14 protein-coding genes are annotated in these 15,973 nt (G+C 30.3%); 9 read left to right on the top strand and 5 right to left on the bottom strand.

What is annotated here, in order from left to right; genetic code table 11:
• Positions 1–51: 51 nt before the first annotated feature.
• The 3 genes from ACMFBB_RS04810 to ACMFBB_RS04800 all read left to right on the top strand — a co-directional run bounded on the left by ACMFBB_RS04810 (position 52) and on the right by ACMFBB_RS04800 (position 2,249).
• Entirely contained in the window at positions 52–741 is a 690-nt protein-coding gene (locus ACMFBB_RS04810) for a phosphatase PAP2 family protein (RefSeq protein ID WP_435263327.1), read from the top strand.
• A complete protein-coding gene (locus tag ACMFBB_RS04805) occupies positions 742–1,221 on the top strand; it encodes an ArnT family glycosyltransferase (RefSeq protein WP_435263326.1) in 480 nt (159 codons plus the stop codon).
• A gap of 152 nt (positions 1,222–1,373) precedes the next feature.
• Positions 1,374–2,249, top strand: coding sequence for a hypothetical protein (locus ACMFBB_RS04800; protein WP_435263325.1), 876 nt, complete (start codon positions 1,374–1,376; stop codon positions 2,247–2,249).
• Here the strand turns inward: ACMFBB_RS04800 and ACMFBB_RS04795 are convergent.
• Genes ACMFBB_RS04795 through ACMFBB_RS04785 form a run of 3 tightly spaced genes read right to left on the bottom strand, consistent with a single transcriptional unit; the run spans position 2,239 to position 5,332 of the window.
• Positions 2,239–3,717 carry a glycosyltransferase family 39 protein gene (locus tag ACMFBB_RS04795; RefSeq protein ID WP_435263324.1) on the bottom strand — a complete coding sequence of 493 codons (1,479 nt, stop codon included), beginning with the start codon at positions 3,715–3,717 and terminating at the stop codon, positions 2,239–2,241. The genes ACMFBB_RS04800 and ACMFBB_RS04795 overlap by 11 nt on opposite strands.
• Before the next feature lie 47 nt (positions 3,718–3,764).
• Positions 3,765–4,442: a tRNA (guanosine(37)-N1)-methyltransferase TrmD gene (gene trmD, locus ACMFBB_RS04790; protein ID WP_435263323.1), complete on the bottom strand. Its 678-nt coding sequence runs from the start codon at positions 4,440–4,442 to the stop codon at positions 3,765–3,767.
• A gap of 29 nt (positions 4,443–4,471) precedes the next feature.
• On the bottom strand, positions 4,472–5,332 hold the full coding sequence (locus tag ACMFBB_RS04785; protein WP_435263322.1) for an RluA family pseudouridine synthase: 861 nt from the start codon (positions 5,330–5,332) through the stop codon (positions 4,472–4,474).
• Between the two features lie 290 nt (positions 5,333–5,622).
• Here ACMFBB_RS04785 and ACMFBB_RS04780 point away from each other — a divergent pair, with 290 nt between their 5' ends.
• The 6 genes from ACMFBB_RS04780 (at position 5,623) to ACMFBB_RS04755 (ending at position 13,196) form a co-directional block, all read left to right on the top strand.
• Positions 5,623–6,657, top strand: coding sequence for a glycosyl hydrolase family 17 protein (locus tag ACMFBB_RS04780; protein ID WP_435263321.1), 1,035 nt, complete (start codon positions 5,623–5,625; stop codon positions 6,655–6,657).
• A 187-nt stretch (positions 6,658–6,844) separates the two neighbouring features.
• Positions 6,845–7,285, top strand: coding sequence for a LodA/GoxA family CTQ-dependent oxidase (locus ACMFBB_RS04775; RefSeq protein WP_435263320.1), 441 nt, complete (start codon positions 6,845–6,847; stop codon positions 7,283–7,285).
• Entirely contained in the window at positions 7,251–8,978 is a 1,728-nt protein-coding gene (gene lodA / locus ACMFBB_RS04770) for a CTQ-dependent lysine 6-oxidase LodA (protein ID WP_435263319.1), read from the top strand. The genes ACMFBB_RS04775 and lodA overlap by 35 nt, the downstream gene beginning before the upstream one ends.
• Positions 8,978–10,084, top strand: a complete 1,107-nt coding sequence (gene lodB / locus ACMFBB_RS04765; RefSeq protein ID WP_435263318.1) for a lysine-epsilon-oxidase maturase LodB — start codon at positions 8,978–8,980, stop codon at positions 10,082–10,084. Before lodA ends, lodB begins: the two co-directional genes overlap by 1 nt.
• A 202-nt stretch (positions 10,085–10,286) precedes the next feature.
• A complete protein-coding gene (locus ACMFBB_RS04760; protein ID WP_435263317.1) occupies positions 10,287–11,381 on the top strand; it encodes a hypothetical protein in 1,095 nt (364 codons plus the stop codon).
• A 45-nt stretch (positions 11,382–11,426) separates the two neighbouring features.
• Positions 11,427–13,196 carry an FAD-binding oxidoreductase gene (locus ACMFBB_RS04755; RefSeq protein WP_435263316.1) on the top strand — a complete coding sequence of 590 codons (1,770 nt, stop codon included), beginning with the start codon at positions 11,427–11,429 and terminating at the stop codon, positions 13,194–13,196.
• A gap of 497 nt (positions 13,197–13,693) precedes the next feature.
• Here the strand turns inward: ACMFBB_RS04755 and ggt are convergent, their stop codons facing one another.
• Both ggt and ACMFBB_RS04745 read right to left on the bottom strand, forming a co-directional pair.
• The gene (ggt, locus tag ACMFBB_RS04750; protein ID WP_435263315.1) at positions 13,694–15,382 is read right to left on the bottom strand and encodes a gamma-glutamyltransferase; all 1,689 of its coding nucleotides are present in this window, start codon (positions 15,380–15,382) and stop codon (positions 13,694–13,696) included.
• The gene (locus ACMFBB_RS04745; RefSeq protein WP_435263314.1) at positions 15,383–15,967 is read right to left on the bottom strand and encodes an ACP phosphodiesterase; all 585 of its coding nucleotides are present in this window, start codon (positions 15,965–15,967) and stop codon (positions 15,383–15,385) included. It lies immediately after the preceding gene.
• Positions 15,968–15,973: the final 6 nt, after the last annotated feature.

Raw genomic sequence — 15,973 nt, 5'->3', positions numbered from 1 at the left:
TTAAACAATGAGCAGATAGTTTTACAATATAAATAAAAGATATATTTTATTATGAGTAAAAGTATTGCTGTAAGATATAGAAATAAAAGTAAAGCCAATATTTGGCTTGATGGAGTTAAGAATGTCCTTATTCTTTTAAGCTTAAGAATTAAAAGACAAACGTATTTTGTTTATGGAGTGTTTTTTATTGTTTCATCTTTATTTATAATTTTATTTGATAAGTTTTTTCTTCATTTAAAAATAAATCAAATTCATACTTCATTTTTAGATACATTTTTTAAGTACAGTACTTTTTTAGGTGATGGAGTAATGTTTGGGGTATTAGCATTATTTTTTGTGTTTGTAAAACGTAGAATAGTGCTGGTTTTTCTTATTAGTGGGGTGCTAACATTATTAGTTACACACTTTTTTAAGAAAATTATTTTTAAAGGTATACCACGACCAGTTGGAGTTTTTGGAGAAGATTCATTGTATTTAGTAAAGGGAGTTAAAATGGCATTATGGAATTCTTTTCCTTCTGGTCATACAACAACAGCTTTTGCTATTTTTACAATACTATGTTTGTATTTTGCTAAATGTAAGTCTCAATATTTATGGATTTCTTTAGCTATCGTAGCTGGTTTATCTAGGGTATATTTATCACAACACTTTTTAATAGATGTTTTTGTAGGCTCATTTATAGGTATTGTAATAGGTTTTATAAGTATGGGGTTATTGTACAAGCATGGAAGAGGTATTTAAGTGAAGCATAAAATATCTTATAGGAGAGCAATATATGTATTAATTGTTGTTAGTACACTATTAAGAATTTTTTTGGCGAGCCAATTAGAGTTCGGTAACGATGAAGTATATTATTGGTTGTATGCTAAGTACCCTGACATTAGCCATTTTGACCATCCACCATTTGTAGGTTTTTTTATTCAATTATTTACATTTAATTTGTTTTATGACAATGAATTGGCTATTCGTTTAGGGGCAATTATTCCATCAAGTATTGATACATACCTATTGTTTTTAATTGGCTGTAAAATTAAAAATGAGTTGGTAGGATTTTTGTCAGCTTTATTGTATAACCTAAATCTATATGCTTTAATAATTGCAGGGACATTTATTTTACCAGATGCACCATTACTTTTTTTCTGGTTACTAAGTTTTAAATTTTTGTTAGAAGCATTGCCTTTAGGCAACCTTCAAAAGGTTCAAGAAAAAAACTTTTTATAGCTTTCTTTTTTATTGCATGTGCCATTTATTCAAAATACCAAGCAGTATTTTTATTAGTCGGAGTTTTATTATATGTTGTTTTTATAAATAGAAGCTGGTTAAAAGACTGGTCTTTTTATCTATCGTTTTTTTTTCCATTAATTACAATTTCTTTGATAGGATACTGGAATTATCAGAATGATTTTATTAGTTATAAATTTCATAACAATAGAGTTTCTTTGTTTAGTAGTTCTTTTAATATGGGCTCATTTTTAAGAGAGATATTTGGTCAAATGGGATACAATAATCCATATGTTTTTTTTTCAACATTTATAATGATTGTAGCTATAATCAGAAAGAAATTTATATTTAAAAAAAAGCTGTTATGGTTATTTATATTTTTTTCATTTCCATTAATATTAACGACAATTTATTTGTCTTTATATAAAGATACTCTTCCACATTGGTCAGGAATATCTTATGTAACATTATTGCCTCTATTATCTGTATACATTCATAAGAATAAGAATATAAAAAGAAATTTAATTAGAGGAGGGGTGTTTTTAATGATGTTATTGATTTTTACTTGTATTGAAGTTAATAAAGGATGGTTTTTACCTATTCAAGAAAATATTAATAAAGAAGAGTTTAATAATAAGGATGCTGTGATGGATATATATGGATGGAAAAAAATATCTACTAAAATTACACAACTATTAGAGCTAAAAAACTTGAAAAGTATACCAATTATTTCAGATAAATGGTTCCCTTTAGCACATATAGATTATTACATAGCAAGACCAAATCAAATGGATGTTTATGGAATGGGAGAGCTATCTAATATACATAAGTATTATTGGATAAATAAGAAAAAAAAGAAACTTACCTCCAAAAAATTTTTATACTTAACTGATAGTAGGAATTACAGAAGCCCTAAAGATGTTTATGGAAAAAGTTTTAATCAATATAATTTATTGAATACGATTCCAATTAAAAGGAATGATAAAATAGTTAAATATGTTTTCTTGTATTTATTAATTAAGGATTAACGTTATAATTTTCGCAATAAAAAACCCAAAATTTACGAATTTCTTTTCCTTTTTTAGATATGATAATGGGCTTTAATTCTGTTATCTTTGAAAAATAACGGTTTAATTCGGGGATTGTACTTCCTTTTTTATTACTTGTTTTAAATCGTGTGTCAGAATCTATGAAAATAGCATTTTTACCATTTAATATACTTAAGTCATCACCTAAATAATCAAAATGAAGTGCATGCTTGCCAATAATATTTTGTGCATATACTTTGTTTTTCATATAAAAATTTAAAACAGCTGATGTTTTATATTTATCATCAGAAAAAACAAATGTATTGGGATATTGATTTTGAAGTTTTCGAGTTTCTGTAGCTAAACCTTCCCAACCTTCCCATGTGTCATCACTTTTTATTGGTACTAAATAAAATAATATTTGCAAACTAATTAAAAAATGAAAAATGATGGATGTTATTAATTGAGCTTTTAATAATTTTTTGTTAATGAACATTCCTGCTATAATGATTCCTGTGATGTATGAAGGCATTAGCCAATTTAATTTAACCCAATAAATTGGTGTTAAAGCGAAAAAGCCTACAAAAGTTGGAATGAAAAAAGCTAATAAGAATACTATTTCTGAACTAGGTAGCTTAAATTTAGTTAACGCTCTTTTAGTATATTTAAACGTAAAAACAATGAAAATACAAAATAAAACGGGTAACAATAAAAATAATTGATGACCTATGGCTCCAAAGAAATACTTTGGATTAATATTAAACCCAGACATAGAGTCTGTTCTATTTGAAGACTGAAATAAGAAAGAAGCAAAATCATATTGATAATTCCACCACCAAACAGGAAAGGTAATAGCTACCGAGATAATGATACTAAACCATAACCAAGGTGAGATTATTAATTTTCTATATTTATTAGAAAAAAGAATAAATGAGATGAGACCAAATTGTAATAATAAAGCAGTGTATTTACTGTTAAAAGCCAAGCCCATTGCAATACCACCATAAACCCAAAACCATTTTTTTTCCTCAAAAACAGCTTTATATAAAAATAAAACACTAAGGGTCCAAAATAACAATAATGGAACATCTGGTGTTGAATTAAAAGATAAAATAGATATAAATAATGTAGATGTTATTAATAAGATAGCTCTTTGTAATTTCTGTTTAGACAAAAATAAAGAAGCTAATTTGTAAAAACTAAATAGGGTAAGAGAGGTAACAATAAAATCAGCAAATTTAACTACAAAAACAGTTTTTCCAAAGATTAACGTAAACCCTCTTAAAATATATCCAATCATTCCAGGATGGTCAAAGTAAGATAAAGATAAATTTTCTCCATAAAAATGGTAATATGCATCTTGAGGCATTAGTCCCATAAAAGGAAGTAAGATAAATCTAAAAAGTTGGAAAGCAATAATAATACTTATTGCTGGGTTTTTTTGAAAAAATGCTTTTAGTGTATCCAAGTTTGTTGTTTTTACTCAGTAATTAATTTAAATTACATGGTTTATGTTTATTCGTCAAGTAAGTCTGGTCGAATTTGTTGAGTTCGTTCATAGGCTTTTTCGCTTCTCCATTCTTCTATTTTAGGGAAATTACCAGATAATAAAACATCAGGAACTTTTAAACCATCATATTCAGAAGGTCTTGTGTATACAGGAGGCGATAACAAATTATCTTGAAAAGAATCAGTTAAGGCAGACTGTTCATCACCTAAAACTCCAGGGATTAACCGAATTACAGCATCACATAAAATTGCAGCTGCTAATTCACCGCCAGTTAAAACATAGTCACCAATAGATATTTCTCTAGTAATAAACTTATCACGTACACGTTGATCTACGCCTTTATAATGACCAGTTAAAATAATAATATTTTCTTTTAAAGAAAGTGTATTAGCTGTAGTTTGGTTTAGTGTTTTGGCATCAGGAGTCATGTATATGATTTCATCATATTTTCTTTCTGATTGTAGTTTTTCAATACATTTAGCAATGGGTTCTATCATTAAAACCATTCCAGCCCCACCCCCGAACTGCGTATCGTCTAATTGGCGGTAATTACCTATGCCATATTCACGTAAATTATGAAAATGAACTTCGGCTAATCCTTTATCAATTGCACGTTTCATCATTGAATGTTCAAACGGGCTTTTTAGTAGTTCTGGAGCTACAGTAATAATATCTATTCGCATAGGCGCAAAGATATATCTTTTAAAGAAAATTATAGAGGGAATATTTTATTGAATTTAGAAGGTAATTCTTTAGTTATAAAAATTCTTTCTTTAGTAAACGGATGTATAAACTCTAAAGAGGAAGCATGTAAATACAATCCTTTTCCTTTAAGTATAAGATCATTAATATAGTATTCTTTATCTCCCAAAATAGGATTTCCAATAGCTAGTAAATGCTTTCTTAATTGATGTTTTCTTCCAGTTTGTGGTTTAAGAGAAACTAAATTAAGGAAGCCAAAGCGTTCAGAAGTAACTGTATGAGATACTTCATACCTTGTAAAGGCATGTTTAAAATCTATTGAGCCATTTATTTTGCCAGATTGTTTCATTTTGCCAATAGTAATTGCATGATATGTTTTTTTAATAGTTTTATTTTCAAATAATTTATTTAAAGCAATAATACTTGATTTTGTTTTACCAATTAAAAGTAAACCACTAGTAGGATAGTCTAGTCGATGAACTGGCCTTGGACGAACAGTGTCTAATTGTAAACTTTTTTGCAAATTTTGAGAAAGTGCATTATCAATGGTTGCAAATGAATTTCCACTTACTAAAATTCCAGAAGGTTTATATATGATGGCTAGATAATCGTCTTCAAAAAGTATTTCTAAAGGGAAAATAAACTTTCTAACATTTATTTCTTTTTCAGATTCTAGTAGTTCTATTATTTCACCTCCTTTTATAAATAAAGCAGTAGAGGCAATAGTTTGGTTAACAAGGATCAATCCTTTTTTAATAGTTTTTTTTAAACTCGATTTTGTTAAAACGGTATTAAAAATTCCAACACCATATTCTTGTAAGCGGATGGGATTTTCAAGAGAAGGAACTTTGTGTGTTTCAGAAATTTTCAAAAAATAAAATTTAAATAAGGTGTTAGCTCAAAATTAAACAATCTGAAGCTAACTTGAAGAAACTATTGTAAAAAACAACTGAATATGAATTTCAGTTAAAAATAATTATAAAAGCTTTGTTATCAATAAAAGAACGCCTGTGTCTGTTTTTTTACCACTAAAAGAAATTAAAAAAAAAGTGATGTAGTTAGTCTTTAAATTTATAACAAGTCATTGTAAATATGATAATCGAATTTAGGGGGAAGCCGAAAACTATGTAGAGTAGGCAAAATTCAAAAAGCTAATTATTTATGAGTAATTCAATTTTTAATACTACGGTAGGAGTTAATTTTAGTAATACATTTCAAAGTTCAGGAGAACAAGTAAGTGCAGCTAAAGCAGCTTCACAAATAAAAGAAACAGGTGTAGGAACTGTTAAAATGTTTACTTACAACCAAGCAACTTGCATTAGCGCTTTTGCTTCACAAGGATTACAAGTTTTAGTAGATGTGCCTAACGGTGATTTAGAGCTATGTGCAAATAACGACAAAACTACAATTGATGCTATAATAAAAGTATTATCAGATAATTCAACTACCATTCCAATGATTTGCGTTGGTAATGAACCTTTAGGTAGCTGGTGGAATAATGCATATTCACCATATTTGGTAGATGCACTAACAAATATTAAAGCGGCAATTAAAGGAAAAGGACTTTCTACTAAAGTAACGGTTCCTTTCAATTATGCCATCATGGGTAATTCATATCCACCTTCTGCAGGATCATTTAATGGCGGACTTAAAAGTATCATTTTAGATGTGTGTGCTATTCTGAAAGCTGATAATTCAGTATTCATGATAAATGTATATCCTTTTATAACTCAAAATAATCAGAGAACTATTTCTTTAGATTATTGTCTATTTAAAGCTGATAACGCTAAAAAAGGTTCAAAAGAATCTAAAGTATGGGTTCCAGACGGAAAATATACCTACAAAAATATTTTTGACGCTATGTTTGATGCTTTATATGTTACTTTAGTTAATAATAATTATGGTGATTTGCCTATTGTAATTGGAGAAGCAGGTTGGCCAACAGGTCCGGTGGCTAAGTATCCTTCTGCTACAAGTTCTAATGCACAAGTGTTTAATCAAAATTTAATTAATCATTGTAAAAGTGGAAAAGGAACACCACGCAAACCAAACATTGAAATTCCTTGTTTTATTTTTGAAATGTATGATGAAGATACTAAGCCAATTGGGGCAGGTGCTTATGAGCATCATTGGGGAGTTTATGAATATGATACAAAAGAAAATGATTATAAAACAAAATATACTTTGAATTGGTAAAGGATGTATGTTGTTTTAAAAATGTAATAATTTATTTAAACTACTAATCACGAGTGTTTTGTTTTTATATCAAAAAATAAAACACTCGTACTCATTTAAGATACTTTTAAAGAAAGAAGAAGAATAGCACAATGATTAGTGCTTAATTTAGAGAGTAAAATAAATAATCTAACTAAACACTAAAATTATGGAACTAAAAATTAGCCCTTCGGTAGGGGTTGCCCGATTAGGAAATAGTACGAAGCAGTTTTGTCTTTCTCCTGATGAAATTGGTGGTCTTCCTTATGAAGCAGATGCATCTGGTAATAAATTAGGACCCATTAAAAATTTTAAAGATGACGAAAGTCAAGTAAGAAGGCAAGGACAACTTTTTAAGGTGTTTGATGCTAATGGCAAAGAATTAACTTCTAATTCATCAAATGTTTCTTTAATGGAATGGACTGTGCATTTAGCAAATAAAAAAGCTGCTTGGTATCAGTATAGCGAATTAGAAGGAAACCTTCTTTATGGAGAGGAGAATAGTTATAAAAACCGAGGGGTAGAATTTAGAAATCCATCATTAAAAACAGAAAAAGAAAGGCAAACATTAATTATTGATCCACGAACCAAGAAGTGTGAGTGGTGCTAATCAAGAGATTGGTTTCGATAAGAGTACTGTGCCTCCAGGATATCCATCTCAGTATCCACCTGAAGAAGTTACTTCTGGTACAGCAATTAAAACATTAGGTGATCTTAAAACGGATGATGATGGAAGATTAATTGTTTTAGGAGGTTACGGAAATGCAGGAGGAAATGAGCCTCTTACTAGTTATGGAGGGTCAAATACTTGGCATGATGATATTGCTGATGGTCCGGTTTATTGTACTATTATTTTTAATGACGGTACACCATCAGCTACTTTAAAAGCATGGGTAATTGTTGGTTCTCCAGATTTTGCTCCAGAAATTGTAAATATTTCTAATTTGAGTGATAGTATGTTTGATGTTGGGGTGCGAAGTTTTAATCTTGTTCCAGATATGTGTAAACATGGTATATTTAATGCTTCTTACAAAGTGAATTATCAGAGAGATATTTTACCAATTATCAAACGATTTGCTGGCTATCAATGGGTAGCTAATGTACAATCAATGATTGCTTTTTCTTCCAATGTATTTGATTTTTCTGACCCTAGCGAAGAAAATAAGGCTAATAGAGAGAATTACTTCTCATATTTCAGACGCCCAAATGATAAATTGAATTCAGTTCCCAATGAACCACAATCTCAGTTATTTAAAACTAATGGAGATGATTCTTTTCCAATGATGCCTTTAAATTCAGGAAGTAACTCGGTGAGTAATGAAACTATTGTGAAGTTTTTATCATTAAATGATACACAATATTTTATGCTTAAACAATGGGCAAATGGCAATTTTGAGAACAATCCAAATTATGAACCTTTTCCTATTAGTAAAGAAGATCAAGCAAGTGTAGGAAATTGTGTTGGTTTACCAATGTGTCCGGGTATTGAGGTAACTTGGAGTGTGCAAAATTCAAAAATATATGCAGCTCCTTTTGTAATTTCAAATGAAAAAGGTATTGGAGGATATAATGCTACAGGTTTAACACCATCAAGAGATGAATGTGAAGGAGGAGGTTGTGAACCAGGTGATTTAACAAAAAGAATGGCATGTCCTTGGCAAGCAGATTTTTTCCAATGTACTGTGCAACCAGTTAATTTTACAAATCCTAATTTTAATAAAGACACAAGAGTAACGATAACAGAGGAAAAGACTGAAAGTGCTTGGGTGGGTTCCAAAACTATTTTTAAAGACGAACAAACAATAGAAAATGATCCTGTTCAAGAACCGTTACCACCTACTTATTATTCATATTGGTGGCCACCACAAAGTCCATGGGATGTATTAACAGGAGAAACGACATTAGAAGGACAAATGCATTCTCATTTACCGGCTGGGCAACAAATGAATTATGCACGTGGAATTAATAGTTTTGTTCAAATGGTTGAGCATTGGTCTTCTATGGCATTTATTAGAAATACGAATTCTCAGGATAAAGGATTTCCATATTTCACAGAAACTGAACGTACAAATGAATTGTTTTCATTTGTAGAATATGGAGTAGGACAAGTAAGTGGTAATGGAGATGATAATGAAACTACAATTCCAGTATTTTATATAGAAGATGACTTAAAGCGTATTGGAGAAAAAAATGAGAGAGCAAAAAAGTTAGTTTCTTTCCTTGAAAAACGTGCTTTTAAGAAAATAAGTGTAAGTAAAAATGGATTAGGTACGCCTCGTTCAGGAACAAGAATGAGACGCTAATGTCAAATCCTATAAAACATACCGATGTACTTATTGTTGGTGGAGGCCCAAGTGGAGCCTCTGCCGCATTAAGTTTATTAAACTACTCTAAATGCGATGTTACCCTTATTGAGCAATCTGATTTTAATAAAATAAGAGTAGGTGAACATGTTTCTGCAAGTATTTTTGATTTGATAACTTATTTAAAATTAAATAAAATTGATTTCGAGGAAAATAGTTTTATACCAGCATATGCAAGTAAATCTTATTGGGGAAGCGACAAGGTAAGCACTACGAATGCTATTTTTACTACTGATGAGGCTACTTTTCAATTAGATAGAGAAAAGTTTGATTTTAAATTAATAGAAACAGCAGCAGAAAGAGGAGCTACTATTTACCCCAGAACTAAGTGTTTAGATTATGAACAACTAGAGGATAAAAGTTGGCGGGTATTTCTTAGTCATCCTACGGAAGGAAAATTTACAATCAAAGCTAATTATTTGGTAGATGCTTCTGGTAGGTCAGCTAATGTGTGTAGAAAAGTAGGTGGAAGTTTGAAAAAAGACGATTCACTTATGGGGGTAGGATTGTTTTTGGAATTGAATAATGTATCTAAAAAGTTTGAGCAAACATTAGAATCAGTAGAGCTAGGTTGGTGGTATGCAGCTTGTTTACCAGAGAATAAAATTGTAGTTACTTTTTTTTCTGATGCTGATATTATTTCCGAAAATAAACTACATCAGCTTGACGTTTGGGAAAGTTTATTACAAGAAACGAATCACATAAAGCACCTTCTAAATAATACTAAAGCTCTTTCAGATAAATTATGGGTAAGAAATGCTCATTCGCAGATAAGCGATATCAGAAATTTAGAAAATTTTATAGCGATTGGAGATGCAGCAGTTTCGTTTGATCCAATTTCGTCTATGGGAATAGGTTTTTCAATTAGTTCAGCTTGTTTTGCTGCCAAATACATTGCTCATAAAATAGAAGAAGCTTCTTCATCAATTGAAGTATATAAAGAAGATATTTTAAAGAATTATAAACAGTATCATGATATAAAGAGAAGGTACTATAAAGAAGAAAAACGATGGTCGACGGCTGTTTTTTGGCAACGTAGAAATTAACAAAGTTGTTTTTAAGACTAATAATCAAAGATAAAAATAATAATAAATAAGAACGTTTTGTTTTTACATCAAAAAATAAAGCACTCGCACCTATTTAATATACGCTTAGAGAAGTTGGATTAAAAGTTACATTTTTAGTATTTAAATTAGAAAGTGAGAAATTACTATACCAGTCATTTTAAAAACTTAAAAATATAATACAATGGAAACTACATCTAAAACAGAAAAGGCTATATTAGAAAATATACCAGGAGGTTGGATTGGAGGATTTGCAACGTCAAATCCAGCTTTTGCATATCCAAATCCAGATCTTACATCATTACCAATGCCCGATAATATGTTAAATATTAATAAACTTCAACGCCAGCAAGCTGTAAAATGGCCAGAGTTTAGTTGGGAAACACAAAAGGGACAACCAGACCCTAAACGATGTTACCAAATGTTTGCTCCTGATATTTCAAGAATTGGATATACAGATACAGGTAAAGTTTATTCTATTATTTGTCCTCAACAAGGTATTAGTTCACCCTCTTTAGGAACCTTAAATGTTGAAGTTACCGTAACAGGAACAAGAGGTTGGGTAAATGAAGATAACAAAGAGTTAGCAGCCGATATGGGCGTAGTTGGTAAAATATGGTTTAGTCCAGGAGCAAAACAAAACTTTATAGTACAACAATTGTGGGATTATTTTGAAAAAAGCTATTTACCTTTTCCTTCAAAAAAATCACAGGCAATAGTCGTTTTTACAAGTATAGTTGGAAATCCTGAAGAACCAATATTCCCTTTAAGAAAAGGGCAAAGTACTGGTTTTCCAATTCCTAATTTTGCTAAACATGAAGAAGAAGCATGGGCTGTTGGTAATTTAAATGTACAAATTGGAGATATAAAAAAAACTGGATATCCAATAGTAGATGAGTTTAATAAATTTATCATGGATGTTTTTAACTTAGGCTCTGGAAATATGTTGCAGAAAGATAATATACTTACTTGGAATGTATGGTTTACTCCACCGGAATTAGTAGATCAAGATGAATGGGCAAATCATGCAAAGAAATGGAGAGATTCCATTGATGCTGATCATGGGTCACCTGAAGGTCCAGGAACAATAGCAAGATATTATGATGGAACACCATTTAAAGTTGGTGTAAATATTCTAAAAAAAGATGTAGAAAATGAAATCATCAAAGTAACAGAGGAAACAATTAAAAAAGAAGAACATAGTAAACTCTTTAACTTTTTAGAGAATATAGAAGGAGAGGAGAAAGACAGCATTTTAAATGTATTAAAAAAGTTATAAATTAAAATATAATTAATTAAATATCGAATTTTATCCCCCAAGATTATGGAAAACGATTTATATGTAATAGATAAGGACCAAGAGGTGATAGAACAATTTAAATCAGCTTTTGATGATTGTTTTACAAAACCTAATTTTTTGAGTCCTTCCAAGGAAGACTCTTATAATCAATTAAGAAAAGTTTTTAATAGAAGGTTTGATTTTATGCCTTCCTTAATTATTCAACCTTTCAGTACTGAACATGTTGCTATTGCAGTTCAATATGCAACTGACAATAACATACAAATTACTGTAAAGTCAGGTGGTCATGACCATGAAGGAGAATGTGTTGCAACGGGAAAGGTACTAATTGATTTTTCTTTAATGAATAGAACAGATGTTTCTTTGAGAAATTTTCGTGAAGGAAAAGAAGAGGTAAGGCAAATAAGTATTCAGCCTGGAGCGAAATTTAAAAGTATAAAGCAAATTTTAGATAAAGAGCATTTAGGAATTCCTCACGGAACATGTCAAAGTGTAGCAATTGCAGGATACACTATGGGAGGAGGTTGGGGACCTTGGACTCGTAGATATGGAATGGGGTGTGAACGATTAATGGGAGCAACCATTGTTTTAGGAAATGGAACAGTTAAGTATTTAGGAACTAGTGCTTATTATAATAAAGAAAAGGCTACTAAAGAGAATACTGAAGTAATGGATAGTAGATTATTATGGGCTATCCGAGGAGGAGGAGGATTAAGTTATGGTATTGTAACTGAATTTTTCTTTGAACCTTTTGAGCTTCCTGATATAGCAATAAGTTTTCATATTTCGAATGATACGCTTCCAGTTTTGAAAAAAATAAAAGCGACTGCAGTCATTGAAGCTTGGGAAAAAGTAACAGCACCAGAAAAATATCCTCAGTTAATAGGAACCAATTTAAAAGTAGTAGCTAAAAAAGTTAAAAATAAAGAAGAAATTTCTAAAAATGCAGTTTTAGATTGGACATTAAATGGACATTTTGGAGGTACTCGAAAAGAGTTGCTTGAGATGATTTTTGAATGGGGGGAATATTTGGTAGAATTACAATTAAAAGATTTAGATGTGATGTCAAATGAAGCTACAAGTATAATGAATTCAGTAAAAGATGGGTTAGGAGCTAAGTTTGATGAAAGAGCAAATAGTAGTAATGTTTTGACATTTGTAAAAGGAGAAGAAAAAGGGTATCCTTATACTTTTGAATCTTGGGATAGGTATTCAGTAACAGCTAAAGAAAATGGTTTGAGCTTAGAAACAGATTGTCCTGCTCCACATAAAATAACTTCGAGAATGCCAACCACTGATTGGGATAAGGTGAGCAGAGAACAATTAGTTTGCTCTTTACAATCAACATTGTTACAAGGAATAGAGGGAACCAATATTTCATCATATATTACTTTAGGTGCCATTCAAGGAGGTTTTTACGCTACTCCAGAAGCTAGAGAGGAGTCTGCGTTAAAATGTGCTTTTCCATATCAAGATAGGGCTTTTACAATTCAGTACCAAACATGGTGGGATATGCCTACGCAAAGTAAAATAGAAGGAAAGTGTAAGATGGATGAACATACTTTAGATAAGGTAATTCCAACACGATTCTATTCAAATAGAGCTTTAGATTGGATGGAAAACTGTCGTGATTACAAAATAAATGAAACTGATGGTTCGTTTATTAGTTTTAAAGATGATTCAGTACCTACTAAAAATTATTTTGTAGATAATTATGAAAAGTTAATAGGTATAAAATTAGATTATAGTAAAGACAAGAAATGTCTTTTTAAGTCAAGAAAAACTATTTTATAAATATGTTTTTAATTAAGTACTTGCCGTTTTTTTATTATTTCTAGTTATATTGATAATTATTAAAACAATTTAAAGGTAGTTATTATATTTGGATAGGAATGTACGGGGACTGTAAAATGTTTTTGATTCTTTTGAGGGGGCTCTTAAAAGTTTCACTATAAAACAGGCTACGCATACTATGTACTTCCTATCCTTATTTTAGCAATAAAGTTTTAATAAGTTTAAATAATTAAAAAGGTATCTATTAATTAAAGTTAAACATTTAAATCTTTTAATAAATAAATCAATTTTTTTGTACAAGAGTGTATTGTATCCTGTTTAACATTCTTTAGTTTCAGATATATTTAATTTGAATTTTTCTTAAATAAATATTCTTTTTTAATAGACAATTGTATTGATTAACTTAAAAACTTTTAGAATAGTTACCAATTGAAAAATTATTAAAAGAAAAAGAGTATGTGTTATTAAGATTTATTTGTTTTTTTATCTTATTTTTTTTAAAATCCAGCAGCTTTGTCATCTCCTCTTTGATCAGCACCACCTTCTAGTTTACCGCTGGGTAAAACTAAAATAGCATCTATCTTTCCAATTACAAGAGAGTTTTTTTCATTTATTTTGTAACCAATTTGTTGTAATTTTTCTTTAATTTCAGTAGAAAAACCATTGGGCTCCATTTTAATATCATCTGGATACCATTGATGGTGAAATCTTGGTTGATTTACAGCTTCCTGCATTCCCATTTTATATTCATGAACGTTCAAAATTGTTTGTAAAACAGAAGTAATAATAGTAGATCCTCCTGGCGTTCCTACAACCATAAAAAGATTTCCATTTTTTTCTATAATAGTAGGCGTCATAGAGCTTAGCATACGTTTTTCAGGCGCAATTTTATTGGCTTCAGCCCCTAATAAACCAAACATATTTGGTGCTCCAGGTTTACTACTAAAATCATCCATTTCATTATTCAAGAAAAAGCCTAGTTCTGAACAATATAATTTAGAACCATAACCAGCATTAATAGTAGTAGTAGCAGAAACAGCATTGCCAAATTGATCAACAATAGAATAATGAGTGGTCTCATTACTTTCAATTATTTCAATGTTACCATGTGAAACCTCTTCTGAAGGAGTTGGTTTTTCAAATGAAAAATTACTCATTCTTTTTGTAGCATACTTTTTACTCATCAATTTTTTTTGAGGTATTGAAACAAAATCAGGATCACCTAAAAAATAACTTCTGTCGGCGTATGCTCTTCGCTCAGCTTCTGTAATTAACTGAATTGATTTAGTTGAGTTATGACCAAAATTAGGTAGGTCATAAGGCTCAATACTATTCATGATTTGAGATAAACAAATTCCACCACTTGAAGGCGGAGACATTGAAATAATTCGTAAATTATCATATTGAAAAGTAGTAGGAGTTCGCCATTTTGCTTCATATTTTGCTAAATCTTCTTCAGTGATATAACCACCATTTTCTTGTAAAAAAGCAGCAAGTTTTTTTGCCGTTTCTCCTTTGTAAAATTCATCCCTACCGTTTTTTTGAATTCTAGTTAATGTTTCGGCTAAAGCGAAATATCTTATGGTATCTCCTTTTTTCCATTTCTTAGTTAGGTGAATACTATCTTTATTGATCTTAAGAATGTTGGAGCGGTGTTTTTTTAATCTTTTTTCTTGTTTTTCTGTTACCACAATTCCTTTTTTAGCTAAATCAATTACAGGTTGCATAATTTCTTTAATAGACAAAGAGCCAAATTTACGATGAACTTCAAAAACACCGGCAATGGTACCTGGAACTCCAACTGCTGTAGCTCCAAGTGTACTTTTGTTTTTGATAATAGTACCTAAAGAGTCTAGATACATGTCTTTTTTTGAGGCTAAAGGAGCTTTTTCTCTATAATCAAGTGCACCAATTTCACCAGTACGCTCTCTGTAAACCATAAAACCACCACCTCCAATATTTCCTGCGTAAGGGTAAGAAACAGCCAGTGCTAATTCGGTAGCCACCATGGCATCGAAAGCATTACCACCTTTCTTTAAAATATCTACACCAATTTTTGAGGCTTCTATTCTTGCGGAAACAACCATAGCTCTTTCTGCTATTAGTCCAGTTTCTTTTTTATTTTTACTAGTTGTTTTACAGCTAGTAGTAAAAATAAATAGAGTTAAAATAAGTAAGTTTTTCATTTAAATAGTCTTTAGTTTTTCGGTGCAAAAACCTTGAAGATCTTCAAAAAACAAAGTGAAATCATCTTCAAACAAATGATAATTAATTAACAAGTCTTCTGAAGCCAAATTCATCTTAGATTTACCTTGAGTTCGTTTATTCATTCCGTTTAAAACTTCTTGAATACCTTTAGCAAATTGATAATTGTATAACCAATTATATTTAATCATGTACGGAAGTAATTCTTGAGTTTTTTCAGGAAGTATTTCTTTGTTTTCTTCTAGCAGATTATATACAGAATTAACAAAAACATTAAGAGGGATTTGTGAATATTTTTTCCAGTTAATAGCCAAAAAGTGATCGTAGAAAATATCTATGATAACACCATCATAATGCCCATAACGCTCATGAAGTCTACGTTTACTCTGCCTAACAATTTCGTGTGCATCTGTAAAAGTGTCTATTTCACGATGTAAAAATATACCTTTTTGAATTTCTTTTGAGTAGTGAGAGAATTTATTCCCTTTAATATGATCGGCTATAAAATTGCCTATCATGATGTTTTTTTTATTATTAGAAAGGTATAAGTGAGCTAAGAAATTCATTTTATA

This window comes from Tenacibaculum sp. nBUS_03 (assembly GCF_051201695.1).
In the GTDB taxonomy this organism is placed as follows: domain Bacteria; phylum Bacteroidota; class Bacteroidia; order Flavobacteriales; family Flavobacteriaceae; genus Polaribacter.
Note: the sequence above shows the minus strand (reverse complement) of the source record. Positions and strands in the feature narration are given on the sequence as shown.